Origin of the sequence: Galbibacter sp., from assembly GCF_035306585.1 — a bacterium.
GTDB lineage: Bacteria > Bacteroidota > Bacteroidia > Flavobacteriales > Flavobacteriaceae > Galbibacter.
This window is the reverse complement of sequence record NZ_DATGNU010000021.1, coordinates 63,530-78,088: the sequence shown is the minus strand read 5'-3', so window position 1 is coordinate 78,088 and position 14,559 is coordinate 63,530. Positions and strand designations below refer to the sequence as shown.

The window sequence follows — 14,559 nt, the reverse complement described above, 5'->3', positions numbered from 1 at the left end:
TTAATTTATTCTAAAATTGATTGGCTAAATATACGTAAATATTCGATTTGCGCAATCGGTTGCGCAATATTTTTATAAATATGGAGTAAAAAAAGAAATTTACAAAAAAATTTGTGGGTGTTAAATAACTTATAATCAGTTTATTAAAAATAAAATTTACTTTAGAAAACGATTGAGATTATTTTTTTATATATTCGTGCAGATAATTCAATAAAAGTACAACCAAAAATTAAAACCAACTCATGGACAAATCAGTATTTCTGACTAAGCAACACCCGAGGCATTTCTTTGCAGCCCTGGCACTTACCGCCATCTGCTTCAGTTGCAATACCAACACTAAAAAGGAGTCTAAAAGCACTACCGAAGCCTCAGAAGCCATCACGGCAGAGCGTGAACAAAAAGATAAATACCCACCTCTTATAACGGATCATTATACAGCAGATCCATCGGCCCATGTATTTGAAAACAAAATATACATTTACCCTTCTCACGACTGGGATTCTGGTGTTCCTGAAGATGATCTTGGAAATCATTTCAACATGCAGGATTACCACGTGTATTCAATGGATAGCGTTGGTGCGCCTGTAAAGGACCACGGAAAAGTATTGGATTTAGAAGATGTGAAATGGGCTAAAAAACAATTGTGGGCACCTGATGCCGCTGAGAAAGATGGCACTTATTATCTTTACTTTCCAGCCAAGGACTCTTCAGAAGTTTTTAGAATGGGAGTCGCAACGAGCCCAACGCCACATGGGCCATTTACAGTATTAGATCAACCGATTGCGGACACCTATAGTATCGACCCAGCCGTTTTTAAAGATGGCGATGATTATTATATGTACTTCGGAGGGATCTGGGGTGGTCAACTGCAACGCTGGGATAACGGAACTTATGTTGGAACCGACACTTATCCAGCAGATGACCAGCCAGCACTTACTGCTAAAATTGCCAAGTTAAATGAGGATATGGTCACTTTAGCTGAAAAGCCTAAAGATGTTCTGATACTTGATGAGCACGGGAATCCATTATTAACGGGAGATAACGATCGTCGTTTCTTTGAGGCTGCTTGGGTTCACAAATACAACGGAAAATACTACTTCTCATACTCCACTGGTGATACGCATAACATCGCCTATGGTATTGGCGATTCTCCTTATGGGCCTTTCACCTATCAAGGAGTGATCTTAAAGCCTGTATTGGGGTGGACTAATCACCATTCCATTGTTGAATTCGATGGACAGTGGTATTTATTCTTCCACGATAGTTCACTCTCAGGTGGAAAAACGTACCTAAGAAGTATGAAAGTTGCTCCATTAGAGTATAACGCAGATGGTACAATTAAAACCATCGATGCTATGGTTGAACAGCCATAGTCTCCCCCTTTAACCAATTAAACTAACAGCTGGGCTAAGGCCCAGCTAAACTATATTTTTGATGAAGTCATTACAGATTACGTGTCTGCTGTTTATATGCAGTATCAATGCTTATTGTCAATTGGAATTACCAAAACTCATTAGTGATGGTATGGTATTACAGCGTGAGATTCCCTTGAAAATATGGGGTTGGTCAAAGTCACAAGACACCATCGAGATAAAGTTCAACAATAGTAATTACCAAGCCATAGCCGATAATACAGGTAATTGGGCTACTACACTGCCTCCAATCGAAGCTGGTGGCCCATTTCAAATGACTATTAGCAGTTCAGATAGTAGTGTAACCATCGAGGATATTCTAATTGGAGATGTTTGGCTGTGTTCGGGACAATCCAATATGGAGATATCCCTTGACAGAACAAGCCCCATATATCCAAAGGAGATCAAAAATGCAAATTTCAATAACATCCGATACTTTGAAGTACCCAAAACATATAATTTTAAGGCGCCTCAAAAACGTATTGAAGGCGGACAATGGACGAAAACCACCCCTGAAACCGTCTTAAAATTTTCTGCAGTAGCATATTTCTTTGCCCACGAAATTCACAACTCCTACAACATTCCTATTGGCCTGATAAACGCAGCCTTAGGAGGTTCTCCAGTGAACGCGTGGCTGAGCGAAAAAGCGCTTAAAAAGTTTCCAGAGGCACACAAACAATACAAAATTTTTCAACAAGACCATTACGTCGATTCCATAAAACTAGCCGACCAAAAACGAATTCAAAACTGGTATCAATCTGTAAATACACGAGATAGAGGTACTATAGACCACTGGGAAGCGAAAAACCTCCACATTGAGAACTGGGACAAAATTCAAATGCCAGGATTTTGGACTACCACTTACCCAGAATTACAACAAGGAGTTGTATGGTTAAGAAAAGAATTTGAAATTTCTAAAGCATCCTCAGGCAAAGAAGCTAAATTACTTTTAGGGACCATAGTTGACGCGGACTCGGTATTTATCAACGGAAACTATGTCGGACATACCACCTATCAATATCCTCCTAGACGATACACCATTGCTAAGAACCTCTTAAAAGAAGGAATCAATACCATTGCAATAAAGGTGATTAACGAAAGAGGTCATGGTGGATTTACACCTGAGAAAGATTACAAAATTGTGGTTGGAAACCAAGAAGTAGATCTTAAGGGTACTTGGCGCATTCGACAAGGGGCCAAAGCTACGCCTCTAGCAGGACAAACCTTCGTCCGTTGGGAACCAGGAGGATTGTACAATGCAATGATTGCACCCTTACTTAAGTACCGAATTAAAGGAACTTTATGGTATCAGGGAGAGTCAGACACTGATGAGCCGGAAAAGTATCAGGAATTATTCACTACCCTAATTAAAACTTGGAGAGAAGATTGGAATCAAGGCGAGTTTCCTTTCCTATATGTTCAGTTGGCAAACTTTATGAAAGCCAAAAACCAGCCTTCTCAAAGTAACTGGGCCGCATTAAGAGATGCTCAACTTCAAAGCCTGGAGGTAGATAACACAGCAATGGCAGTAGCTATCGATATTGGAGAATGGAATGATATCCACCCCTTAAATAAAAAAGATGTCGGACATCGCCTTGCCCTTGCTGCAAAACACCTAGCCTATGGAGAAAAGAATATTATCTATAGTGGTCCGCAGTTTAAATCCCAAAGAATCGATGGGCAGAAAATCATATTAAGCTTTGACCATATAGGTTCGGGACTTACTTCCAAAGGGCGTCTTAAAGAATTTGCCATTGCTGGAGAGGATAAGAAATTTGTGTGGGCCAAAGCCGAAATTAAAGGAGATAAGATTGAGGTCTGGAGCCCTGAGATTACCCATCCAAAATATGTTCGATATGCATGGGCAGACAATCCAGAGCATGCAAATTTGTACAATGAGCAAGGGCTTCCAGCGAGTCCATTTAAAACAGATTAAACAACTATTTTTATTAGAAAAGAGTTACTTTACACAATCGATTGCATAAGCCCCTTATATTATTTTTTTAAACAATTATAAACCAGTTTAGACTGGTGAAAATTAATATAAGGGGTTCTAGGAATATTGCTAAATTTGCAGTCTCAACGCAACGGTTATGAAAAATCTCCTATTACCCTTGGTTATATTGCTCTTTGGAACCTCACTTGGGCTTCGAGCACAGTACAGTAATGCACCTACTAAGGATGCCACCCGCTGGCAAATGCTCAAATATGATACTGGAAGTATTTTTGGGGGGATTATCCATTCATACAGTCGACCGTTTCACTGGAAAAAGAAACAGTGGATGCAATTTGGGGGTGTAGCGGCGGGCACTTCAATTTTATACCTATTTGACGATCAAACCACCGAATTTTTCATGGATCAAGCAGATGACATCCCTCAAGTAGTTCGTGATTACGGTTGGTACTACGGAAGTCCACAGAATAACTACATGCTCACCGCTGGGGTATATGCCACAGGATTGGCTCTTAAAAATGAAAAACTAAGAAGAACTGGAGTGCTTTTAATCGCCTCTGCCTCTGCTGCTGGACTACTACAACAAGCCAGTAAATATGCCTTGGGTAGAGCACGACCTCGAAGCGGTGATAATTATAACAGTTTTTATCCTTTTTCATCCGATAAGGACTACCACTCATTCCCTTCTGGACATGCTATTCTAGCCTTTACCAATGCCTATGCTATAGCGAAACAATTCAAAAGTCCTTGGGTTAAAGGTGGCCTATATGCTGTCGGACTAGTCCCTGGGGTTTCAAGACTATGGGAGGGAGCTCACTGGCTCACAGATGTGGTTGTAGGTGTCGCCATAAGTATCGCGACTGTGGAGGCGATTGATAAGTATTTAGACAGTCGATATGATCAAAAGTACAATCAAAATCAAAAGAAATATACCTGGAATCTTCAGTTCGCTCCGGGACAATTAGGGGTGAGTGTAAACTTTTAAAAACTCATAACCTTCAGAATCAATAGTTTTGCGAAGAACCTCCCATCTATCCTCGGTGGCATTCCATTGAATAATCATGGCTTCTCCATACTCGCTATGGTCAGGATCACTCCTAATAAGAACATCGTGTAATTCCGACATCGATAATCGAACCAGTCTTTGTTAGTACTTGCGTAGGACTGGGTTCTATATTTTTACATCCTTTAAAGGTAATATGCTGTCCTAAGCCTTGGTAAAGGAAACCCGAGCATATGGTTATGGTAAAGAAATAATTTATTTTTCAAAAAATTAACGTTGCCTATATCGATCTTCGGATGAGGTAACAACTATGTTATTTTTCGGTAGTTTTTGGTTGATAATGATCGTTATTAATTGTTATTTTCCGTTAACGGAAAACATAATATTACCCAATAAGAAAGGTATTAGGTACTACTAAGTATTTCAATCTAAATTCACCAAAGGAAAACCTGTCAGACTTCTGCTTCTAAGGTATCGATTTCTCCATATTATAAAATAAACTAAAGAAAGAGCACTGGTCTTGTACGAAAACTAACAACCGTAGTTGATGGAATGTTGACCATTTTCGAACTTTCCTTTTAAGATGTTCTTTAACAAGCACGTGTGCTATCAAGGTTTCGATTAGAGTGATGGCCCTTAATTCTTTTATAAACCAAATTAAATCTAGCGACAACAATTTAAAAAAATATTGGGCATCTTAGATAGCTTTGTGTGATATAATTGTAAGCCTTAGCGTTCCTATAGTAGCTTTCCACATCGAGTACCCCCCATTTGCTTTAACTTGTCCTAGGTTGATTAAAACTTTGTGCTGACACTACAAGATTAGCTTATAGTCGAAAGATATTCCAATTACCGTTCTCAATAATCACCAATTGGGATGATCGTAGTGGATAACAACAATGGTCGTTAAAAAGGAAAAAGTTAACTTTGCAATTGAGATAATCTACATTCCCAAAATATTTTTGATTAGTATAAATTCACAAATATCAGACCTTCCGAGCCTCCCTGGAGTATACTATTTTTACGATAAGGAGGATCGCCTTATTTACATTGGAAAAAGCATTGATATTCGAAAAAGGGTAAAACAGCATTTCAGTGGCAAGGATAGGAAGTCCATTAAAATTCAACATTTCACTAAAAGGATCCACTGTGAGATCACAGGGAGTGAACTCATTGCGCTTCTCTACGAATCCGATCTAATTAAAAAACACAAACCTATTTATAACAGAGCACAACGTCGTACGCTATACCAGTATGGTCTGTATATCAACTGGATAAATGGATATAAAGGTCTAAATATCCAAAAAATCAATCAAGATAAAGAGGAGCTCACCACCTTCACTTCTCTTGCAGAAGGTAAAGATGCGTTATATAAGATCACGGAGAACTATAAGCTGTGTCAAAAAATCAACGGCCTTTATAAATCCTCTACTTCTTGTTTTCAATATCAAATACATACATGCCATGGTGCATGTATAAATGAAGAACCCGCAGAATTATACAATCAAAGAGTTGACAACTTTATCTTTGATTATTACCCAAAGATGGATACCAAACTCTGCAAACTGCCAGGAAGAAGAGAAAGTGAAATAGGTATTGTATATATAGAAAACGGTGTGTACAAGGGATTTGGATTTTGTCCAATCGACACCCCTAAAAAGAAACTTATAGAATTCATATCCTACAAGGAGGATAATAGAGATATCCGTAGAATCCTTAAACGGTATTTAGTTCGAGAAAAAATCCATAGTTCAGAAGTATAAAGAAGTGGAGGTAATTTATTTTAAACCACTCATAATATATTTCTAACAGTAGCGATCAATTCACTTTTTTAAATGACTGTTAGTCACAATAACTCAATTTCCTTTTATTCGCTCCCATAGTTGCTTTAATAGCTTTTCAGCATCACCTCTATCCTTTTGAGTTTCTGTAAAATAAAGCTCACCATTAGTATTAGTTTCCACCTTATACTGAAACACAAAATCTTGCGCATCAGGCTCCATACTCAATAAACCAAAACGTAAATCATTAAAATATAATGCGTCGTTTTTCTTTGTAATTAAATACCACTGCTTCGATATGGAAATCATCCGTCGCATTTTATCGTGATCTGCGAAATCAGCTATCAATTCATGGTTCTTTGGATAGGAATTAAAAACAATAGGCTGGGAATCAAATAAGGAGTAACTCCCGATTAAAAATGCATCTTCGGTAGCCACATTCGCACTCCATAAAATGGTATTCATAGGCGATGGTCTAGTATCAATTTGCGTATAGGCAATGTCTTGCTCCTTTAAGGCTTCCTCAAATTTTGTATATGTATACCATTTCAAGAGCAATGTAATGGCCAGATAGCCAGTACTAAATACAAGACCCATATTATTATAAAAGCGTCGCTTTTTCGAAGTTCGATTTTGGAACATTGCTAGAATTAAAAACACCATAAAAGGTACCGTATAAAGCGGATCGATAACAAATATAGTCTTAAATGCAACTCTTATATTTAAGGGCCAAAATAGTTGTGTACCCCAGGTAGTAAAAGCGTCCAAAAGTGGATGTGTCAGCAAACACCAAAAGAATAGCCATGACCAGTCTTTTACATTTTTATAGCGTTCAAAGCGAGACACTAGCCAACCAAAAATTGGGGCAAAAAATATCGAGAAAAGTATAGAGTGTGTGACCCCTCGATGGATTTCTAAAGCGCTTACCGTATCAGTAAAAGAATTTACAAATACGTCCAAATCGGGTATAGTCCCTGCTATCGCCCCATAGAGCATCGCTTTATTACCAATTTTCTTTCCCAGAACAGCTTCTCCAACGGCTGCTCCTAATACAATCTGAGTGAGTGAATCCATATGTTTTACAAATATAGGCTATGTATCCTACATATATTCATCCGAAATCGAATACCATGATTTTATTTTAATTGTGCTCACCACAGTAGATAAGCTAACTTTGATCAAGTAAATAAAATAATCGAGTAACTTAAATTAAGTGGTAATAAGACTTGTGAGTTCGAGGGCTAAAAATTAACCAGGGTGCGCTATGGAAGTCCCCATCACTCGAATTATTATTGATGCCCAAGCTCGACGGCATCTAGGCCTTTAGGTCCTTTTTCAAGTTCAAAGGTAATCTTATCATTTTATCAATTTTCATCAGTAATGCCACTTACATTTTTAAAAGTATTTCTCTTGGTCTTAGTCATCAATTATAAAACCAAATCCCTTCGATGTATCAAAGAAAGCTAACGTTCCCTTTCGAAAAGGGTCAAATTTCTCAAGATGTTCTTCTTATATTCTAGGAACGCTAATCTCACTGCCTTCAATATCAACTTCAACTTTTAGTGATGAATCTGGTGGTGTATCTGTTAAATTTCCATTGTGGTCCACAAAGGCAAATTGATTTCCTTTTTTATCAGAATCCTTAGATTTAGTTTTTCGGGCGGCCATCGTCCTTCTTTTGTCTTCACGCTTTTTTTAATTGTTTTTTTTCTTTTTCTCTCTTATTGTATGTTTGTTGAGATTTGGCCATTCTTTTCTATAGGAGTGCTTTATGAGTCATTCGCAAGATGTCAATTTTTAATTTCACTACACATTAATAACCCTTAGCCCTCTTTAAAAACGGACCGGCTTCCAAAAACGAAAGTGAGTAGAAGTCTTAAATAACTTTTATTAATTACCAGTTTTTTTCCCTTAACGATTGGCCCTTGGAAAGTGTATATTATGCCTGATAAATCTAAAAGTAATAATTACACCCACCCCTTTTCAAAGCGGTTGTAGCCTTGTCATAAAAACGAGCCCAATTGTATGCGGTATGGCGCCTACTAAAAGTAAAAAAACAACCTCACTTATCCTTACCACTTTTATAAGAATTAAAATGTGATGCTTCAGGTTCTTTATAATATTTATCCAAGTAAAAAATTCGATTTAGTTTAAACATTATGCCATTTATGGAATATTAAAATGCCAACTTATTCCAAAGTGTCCGCTTAAAGTACCAGGAATCCTAAAACTGGCAAACATCTAGCAAATTATGTACATTCGTACTAATGGATACCAAATCGAGACAATTACAGCAACAATACCAGGGATACCTCCAAACACCTTTGTTATGGGATAAAAAATCTATTTTCGGCTTACATCAGTTACAAGTACCCAAGCAAAGGACAAGCATCTTTAATAGAAGGACAACTAAGAATATACGCCTTGGAAAATTGGTAGAACAATTTGTAAGTGCAGAACTCAGCGCAGTTAAAGAAATTTCTATTCTACTGGAAAATGTTCAAATTCAGAATGGAAAACAAACTATTGGCGAATTAGACTGTATTTTGGAATATAACAAGACCCCTATTCATGTAGAAGTCGTTTATAAATTTTACTTATATGACGTTGCTCAAAGGGATTCAGAAATTGGGCACTGGATAGGCCCAAATCGAAAAGACACCTTGTTAAAGAAACTTATCAAACTCAAAGAAAAGCAGCTACCACTACTATTTAATCCACATACTAAAACAGTTTTAGAAGAGCTCCATTTAAAAGCTGAAAACATAGAACAACTGGTGTTATTTAAAGCACAATTGTTTGTCCCTCATAAAATGGATTCCATCAAATTTGAGCAATTAAATAAAGCCTGCATATATGGGTTTTATGTTAATATATCAGAAATTGATCAGTTTACTAATTGTAAATTCTACATACCATCAAAAAGGGATTGGCTAATAGATGTCCATCCGCAGGTGGATTGGTTAACCTACCACTCTTTTTATGAGGAGGTAACCGAGCTCACCTGTCAAAGAATGTCACCACTGTGTTGGATAAAATATCCTAACGGAACCTTGGAAAAGTTCTTTGTCGTTTGGTGGTAACTGGTCACTCAAAAGTTAAATATTTATAGTGCCTTGATTCTGCCACTGCAACTGTGTGATCCTTTTCTGCGCTACTACCACTGACTCCGATAGCACCTATAATTACACCTTTACTGTTTTTAATTAACACCCACCTGGAAATGAAATAAGTCCGCCATTGGAATGTTCTATGTTGTAAAGAGGCTCTCTCCTGGCTGGGAAAGTTTCCCGATTTGTCCCGTTGACATGTCAAAAAAAAGGCCGTCTTCGCTTTTTTAGAAGGCAATATCTGCACTACCCATCCATACACCGTCCATTCTAACAAATGCCGCTCGATTTGCCCCTGCATCAACGACCGAAATATCTATTTTTTCTTCTATGGCTTTTGTTATAATACTTTCGGCTTGATTTTAAGGAATATTCATTTTTAAAGTTATTAGTTAAAATTTATTTTTATTTATAAATCACATCTTTCTTATTATTAATGAAGAACAAGTTATGATTTCTATGCAGTAAGATTCGTTTTATAATTGTATAAAGCCGTAGAAAAATCAATGAAATCATCTAGAAATGTCTTTACATCATTCTCAATGTGGACATTTAAAGGTTTCGAATTTTCGTCAAATCCATCGTGCACCTCAGATATCAATAATCTTTGTGGAATAGGATAACTTCCTAATGCTAATACTAAAGATTGCATTTGTATAGAAGCTTGAACACCCCCTAATTTACCAGCAGATGTAGCAGCAACAGCAATTGGCTTTTTATTAAATTCGCGCCAATAGTACTCTGTCATATTTTTTAAAACTGCGGAATAGGTTTGATGATACTCAGGACTCACAAATATAAATCCATCTGACTCCTCTAAAAGCATTTGTACTTCTTCTATAATATTATCCTTTTGATATGGGTAACCAAATGGGGGTAATACCTCATATCTTAAATCCAATAAATATACATCTGTACGTTCTTTTAATTTACTGTATATATATTTTGCCAGTTTATCCGTTTGTCGTTCGCTTCGTACAGATGCTAAAATAATTGTAATCTTCATGATTGATAATTTAAATTTAGTTCGTTATTACTAATTGCGTAATTCTGGTTTTAATCTGCAACGAAGATATTTTAAAAAATATACTTTTGAAAGTAGTTACAACTTTGTAAATTAGTTTACTTTTGTAAAGTAATGTGATAAAGCAATGGTTTAGCGATGAAAAAGAAATTAAATTTTGAAGATTTATGTCCAGCCCTAAAAGGAATTTTTTTATTAAAGGGTAAATGGTCTATGTGTATTATTCACACACTTTTAGATGGAACGAAGCGCTTTAAAGAATTAGAAAGAGAAGTTATTGGAGTTAATACCCGTATGCTTTCTAAAGAACTAAAGTTTTTAGAAAAAGAAAAAATTGTTAGGCGAAAGGCCTATGCTACCATCCCGCCTACAGTGGAATACTCACTTACTGAAAAAGGCAAAGCACTTGAAAATGTTATTGTAGAAATTGGCTCATGGGCAGAAAAGTACGCTTAAGTTCATTTATATTTATTTAAGAGGAATTAAATCACCTTTTGCTAGGTCGGAATCATGGGCAAAGGATTTTTATTTTATTGATATGATCCCAGACTTTTGTCGTTTTTGAAATGTTTATGGTTGTTAATAAGAGGGTTTTTTTTCAAGTATTGTTGCGGCAATGATAATCTAATTCTATTATGAGCACAAAGAAAGACAATCATTAAATGAGCAGACTTTATAATTTTAGTAGTAACATCGGCAATTTCTTTGAGAGTCTTTGCTTTTACTGCAGATAAGGAAAATTAAGTTGCTCTAGATGACCTCCCTTCCTTATTACCAATAAGGACTCCACAATGGGATCAATATGTTGATGGAATTGAAGCCAACAATAAAATTGAAGCACGTACACCAGTAGATGGATTTCTGAAAAGAGTTATAATCAGATATATCAGGGCAGGTTTAAAAGAGTAAGTGCCAGATACTGAAGAATAAAGAGGTTTGTGCTTAAAAAATGATTATACTTTCGCTAAGAGCGACTCGCAGAGAAAAGGTGGACACTCAATTAAGTCGAAATAGTGCAGTAAACGGCCTAAATCGCTATCTTTAATCGACATCACAAACACTACCTGTTGAATATCAGCTGATTATACGCTACGTTGTGATTTTTGAAAAAAAATCAATCCACTTTTCGGCTAGCGGAAGTAGAGGTGAGTTTTTTTTCATCCTTTTGAGAAATACTCGTCATAGGGCTACAAACGAAAACCTGGTTTCTACGACCGTTTCATTCCATATCTTAAATACCTCTAGTGAAAGAGGAAATAAAAATCGGTTTTTTTAAACAGAATTGCCCTATTTAAACTCAATTAAAAAGAGGCAATGAAAATGTAGAGAAGCGATAAACAGTACACAAATTTTTGATAATAAAAATTAAACTCCTTGAAGTCGAATTCATGTCGATTTTTAGAATTCAAAATAGGAAGTAGCTAAAGATATTGATTTTTATATTTTTGTGTTATATTACCTATAAAAATGATGTTCGAATAATCACGATGTAACAATTTCTTATAACAAGACTTTGTTGAATTCTTTATTCCCATCTCATCAATTTTCATGGGAAGTGGAATCCGATTATTCGATAGGAAAGACAAAACCGTGTAGATCTTAAAATAGCTGAAGCCAAATGGGTTGGTTTTACAAGGTAGTTGCGGTATAACTTGATAAAAAAGTAATTTGGTGCTAAAAATAAAACCAACAGTTACCTCTAACAAAGCGTTATTGAACAAGTACCCTATAAGGCGTTCTGGCGGGCTATTTCTTATACTGGTAGGAATCACACTATTATTGTCACTGGTGTTCGCAGATGGGAATCTTGTAAACCAAATGATTTTTGTGATTGGAATAACAATATCGATTTTATCGTTTTTTACGGTTAAATATTTTTCGCATGGAAGACCCTCAAGACATCAAATTATTGCCTTAGGTTTTGCACTTTTGTTGGAACTCATATTATCAATATTGTTAATAAATATAGTGCCTCAAGGTACAAGCGAAAGGAATATGTGGTTGTATGGTTTTATAATTGTCGGAATCCATTTTTTACCAATGGCCTATAGCTTTGGAAGTATAATGCTTATTTTGGGTACGGGGTGTCTTGTAAATGCTACTCTTGGTTTATTGATACCACAATTTCCTTACGAAGTATTTGGAATAATTGATGGAATGCTAAAACTGGAGATAGGCGGAATTTTATTCACTGGTATTAAAAGAAGATAATACGGACATTTGATTCCCTCAAGTGTTCAAAAATAAAAGCAAAAGAGTACTATGAAAAATATAATTTGGATACTGTTTATAATAGCTAGTGGATGTAATACCACGGATAAAATAGGAGACATTTCAAAAGAAACGGAGTCCTTACACCAATTAATCGAAAAACTAGATTACTTTAGGCTGAAGAAGGAATTCAGCTCATGCAAGAATACTCTCCCAAAAACGGATGCTTTGTATTTTGAGGCAATTTTGGAAAATGCTTTTAATCGGCCAAAACAATCAAATCAGCTAATCGATGAATTTTTTAAGAATTCACTTGAAAATGACTCCCTAGGCATAAAATTACTTCAAATAAAACTGAATAACTACATTCATCTTTCTGAATATGCTAAAGCAAAGGAGGTAAATGAGATCCTTCGACAAAAATATGTACCCTACATGGATTCAGTAGCATTGGAGGACTTGAATAACACCTACAAAATATGGGACGCCTTAAAAGATGTACCCCCTCAGGAGATCATTAAAAAAATGGATGTAAGCTTGCCTATACAAAAAGACAAAGCAGGACTTTCAACAATTACGACCAATTTCGGGAATGCTACTATGAATTTTGTCTTTGATACGGGTGCAAATTTTTCAGTTATTCAAAGATCTGTGGCACAAGGGTTAGGGATGAAAATAATTCCTGCCAATTTCAATGTTGAAGCGATTACGGGGTTAGAAGTAAAAAGTGACCTGGCAGTTGCTGAAAAATTAGAACTAGGTACTATCACTTTAAAAAATATAGTTTTTCTGGTCTTCGATGATGCAGCACTTTCATTCCCTTCCATTGATTATGAAATTAAGGGGATAATTGGGTTTCCTGTAATTCGCGCTTTAGAAGAAATCCAAATAAAAATGAATGGACAACTAATTGTCCCAAAAAGCCCTACACAATATAATTTAAACAATTTTGCTTTAAATGAGTATGTGCCAATTGTAAAGACAATATACAAAGGGGATGAGCTACGTTTTAGTTTCGATACAGGTGCACAACAAACAGCTTTGTTTTCTTCATTTTTTAAGAAATATAATCAAGAGATTAAATCAAAATATAAAAAAGTAACTCTGAAAACTGGAGGTGCTGGAGGACATTCTCAAATGAAGGGTTATGTTATCAACAACTTTAAGCTAAGCATAGGTGATTCCCAAGCAACCTTGGACAGTGTGCAGTTATATCCTGATAAAATTGGAAATGTAGATAGAATGGACGGTAATCTGGGACAAGATTTTATTCAACAGTTCGACACAATGGTCATCAGTTTTAAATATACATCACTGCTATTTCGTTAAAACTCCATATCTACTTAACCCACGAATATTAAAATAACATAGCAATGAATCATCTATGAAACAGTAACGTTTCATAAGAGAAATCCATAATAGCATTGTTGGAAAGAGGTCAATAGTATAAGTAGGTTAAAATCAATAAAGTAGACACGATGAAACGATTTTTTAAGGAGTTATTTGAATATAATCACCATTTTAACCAAATGTTATCAGACATTTTTATAGAGAACCCTGACAAGACATCGCAAAAGGCGGTGAATTTATTTAATCATATTTTGAATGCCCATCAAATTTGGAACAACAGAATTCATCATGAACAGGCTTCATTTGGTGTTTGGGAACTGCACGATAACCAAGACATAAAGAACATTGATAGAATAAATTACGAGCAATCATTGCGAATTCTTGAAAAATTTGTCTTGGACGACTCTATTGGGTATTCAAACACGAAAGGACACACCTTTAACAATAGAATCCAGGACATCTATTTCCATATTATTAACCATTCTACATATCACAGAGGGCAAATTACAACAGAGTTTAGGCTAAAAGGGCTTGATCCTTTAAACACTGACTACATATTTTATAAGCGCCAGTAAAATACCCTCATAAAAAACACCTAGGAATATCCCAAAAAGTGTCAAACATCCACCCCTCACCTACATTTTGTGGGGGTGGATACTTGAAACAGAGTAATCTCTCAGAGTTGGGTTATTTGTATGAAACCAGGACAAATAC

Annotated in this window: 15 protein-coding genes; 9 read left to right on the top strand and 6 right to left on the bottom strand. The window is 36.0% G+C overall.

Annotated elements, in window-relative coordinates; genetic code table 11:
* The first annotated feature begins 242 nt into the window (after nucleotides 1-242).
* The 3 genes from VKY50_RS02475 to VKY50_RS02465 all read left to right on the top strand — a co-directional run bounded on the left by VKY50_RS02475 (nucleotide 243) and on the right by VKY50_RS02465 (nucleotide 4,351).
* Nucleotides 243-1,373 carry a glycoside hydrolase family 43 protein gene (locus tag VKY50_RS02475; RefSeq protein WP_324298500.1) on the top strand — a complete coding sequence of 377 codons (1,131 nt, stop codon included), beginning with the start codon at nucleotides 243-245 and terminating at the stop codon, nucleotides 1,371-1,373.
* Nucleotides 1,374-1,434: 61 nt separating this feature from the next.
* Complete coding sequence (locus tag VKY50_RS02470; protein ID WP_324298498.1) at nucleotides 1,435-3,348, top strand: sialate O-acetylesterase; 1,914 nt, start codon at nucleotides 1,435-1,437, stop codon at nucleotides 3,346-3,348.
* Between the two features lie 157 nt (nucleotides 3,349-3,505).
* Entirely contained in the window at nucleotides 3,506-4,351 is an 846-nt protein-coding gene (locus tag VKY50_RS02465; protein WP_324298496.1) for a phosphatase PAP2 family protein, read from the top strand.
* Here VKY50_RS02465 and VKY50_RS02460 read toward each other — a convergent pair.
* Nucleotides 4,328-4,492 carry a hypothetical protein gene (locus tag VKY50_RS02460; RefSeq protein ID WP_324298494.1) on the bottom strand — a complete coding sequence of 55 codons (165 nt, stop codon included), beginning with the start codon at nucleotides 4,490-4,492 and terminating at the stop codon, nucleotides 4,328-4,330. The genes VKY50_RS02465 and VKY50_RS02460 overlap by 24 nt on opposite strands.
* Nucleotides 4,493-5,331: 839 nt before the next feature.
* Here VKY50_RS02460 and VKY50_RS02455 point away from each other — a divergent pair.
* On the top strand, nucleotides 5,332-6,132 hold the full coding sequence (locus VKY50_RS02455) for a GIY-YIG nuclease family protein (RefSeq protein ID WP_324298492.1): 801 nt from the start codon (nucleotides 5,332-5,334) through the stop codon (nucleotides 6,130-6,132).
* 93 nt (nucleotides 6,133-6,225) lie between these two features.
* Here the strand turns inward: VKY50_RS02455 and VKY50_RS02450 are convergent, their stop codons facing one another.
* On the bottom strand, nucleotides 6,226-7,224 hold the full coding sequence (locus VKY50_RS02450; protein ID WP_324298490.1) for a metal-dependent hydrolase: 999 nt from the start codon (nucleotides 7,222-7,224) through the stop codon (nucleotides 6,226-6,228).
* Between the two features lie 435 nt (nucleotides 7,225-7,659).
* Complete coding sequence (locus VKY50_RS02445) at nucleotides 7,660-7,818, bottom strand: hypothetical protein (protein WP_324298488.1); 159 nt, start codon at nucleotides 7,816-7,818, stop codon at nucleotides 7,660-7,662.
* A 599-nt stretch (nucleotides 7,819-8,417) separates the two neighbouring features.
* Here VKY50_RS02445 and VKY50_RS02440 point away from each other — a divergent pair.
* Nucleotides 8,418-9,233 (top strand): DUF1853 family protein, encoded by an 816-nt coding sequence (locus VKY50_RS02440; RefSeq protein WP_324298486.1) that lies wholly within the window; start codon nucleotides 8,418-8,420, stop codon nucleotides 9,231-9,233.
* 4 nt (nucleotides 9,234-9,237) lie between these two features.
* Here the strand turns inward: VKY50_RS02440 and VKY50_RS12700 are convergent, their stop codons facing one another.
* From VKY50_RS12700 to VKY50_RS02430, 3 genes are all read right to left on the bottom strand, one after another.
* A complete protein-coding gene (locus VKY50_RS12700) occupies nucleotides 9,238-9,363 on the bottom strand; it encodes a heme-binding protein (protein ID WP_414652277.1) in 126 nt (41 codons plus the stop codon).
* 124 nt (nucleotides 9,364-9,487) lie between these two features.
* Nucleotides 9,488-9,574, bottom strand: a complete 87-nt coding sequence (locus VKY50_RS12695; protein ID WP_414652275.1) for a hypothetical protein — start codon at nucleotides 9,572-9,574, stop codon at nucleotides 9,488-9,490.
* A gap of 143 nt (nucleotides 9,575-9,717) precedes the next feature.
* On the bottom strand, nucleotides 9,718-10,266 hold the full coding sequence (locus VKY50_RS02430; protein WP_324298482.1) for an NADPH-dependent FMN reductase: 549 nt from the start codon (nucleotides 10,264-10,266) through the stop codon (nucleotides 9,718-9,720).
* A 156-nt stretch (nucleotides 10,267-10,422) separates the two neighbouring features.
* Here VKY50_RS02430 and VKY50_RS02425 point away from each other — a divergent pair, with 156 nt between their 5' ends.
* The 4 genes from VKY50_RS02425 (at nucleotide 10,423) to VKY50_RS02410 (ending at nucleotide 14,420) form a co-directional block, all read left to right on the top strand.
* The gene (locus VKY50_RS02425) at nucleotides 10,423-10,740 is read left to right on the top strand and encodes a winged helix-turn-helix transcriptional regulator (protein WP_324298480.1); all 318 of its coding nucleotides are present in this window, start codon (nucleotides 10,423-10,425) and stop codon (nucleotides 10,738-10,740) included.
* Nucleotides 10,741-11,955: 1,215 nt separating this feature from the next.
* Entirely contained in the window at nucleotides 11,956-12,495 is a 540-nt protein-coding gene (locus tag VKY50_RS02420; RefSeq protein ID WP_324298478.1) for a DUF6609 family protein, read from the top strand.
* Nucleotides 12,496-12,546: 51 nt separating this feature from the next.
* Nucleotides 12,547-13,824, top strand: coding sequence for a retropepsin-like aspartic protease (locus VKY50_RS02415; RefSeq protein WP_324298476.1), 1,278 nt, complete (start codon nucleotides 12,547-12,549; stop codon nucleotides 13,822-13,824).
* A 149-nt stretch (nucleotides 13,825-13,973) separates the two neighbouring features.
* On the top strand, nucleotides 13,974-14,420 hold the full coding sequence (locus tag VKY50_RS02410; protein ID WP_324298475.1) for a DinB family protein: 447 nt from the start codon (nucleotides 13,974-13,976) through the stop codon (nucleotides 14,418-14,420).
* Nucleotides 14,421-14,559: the final 139 nt, after the last annotated feature.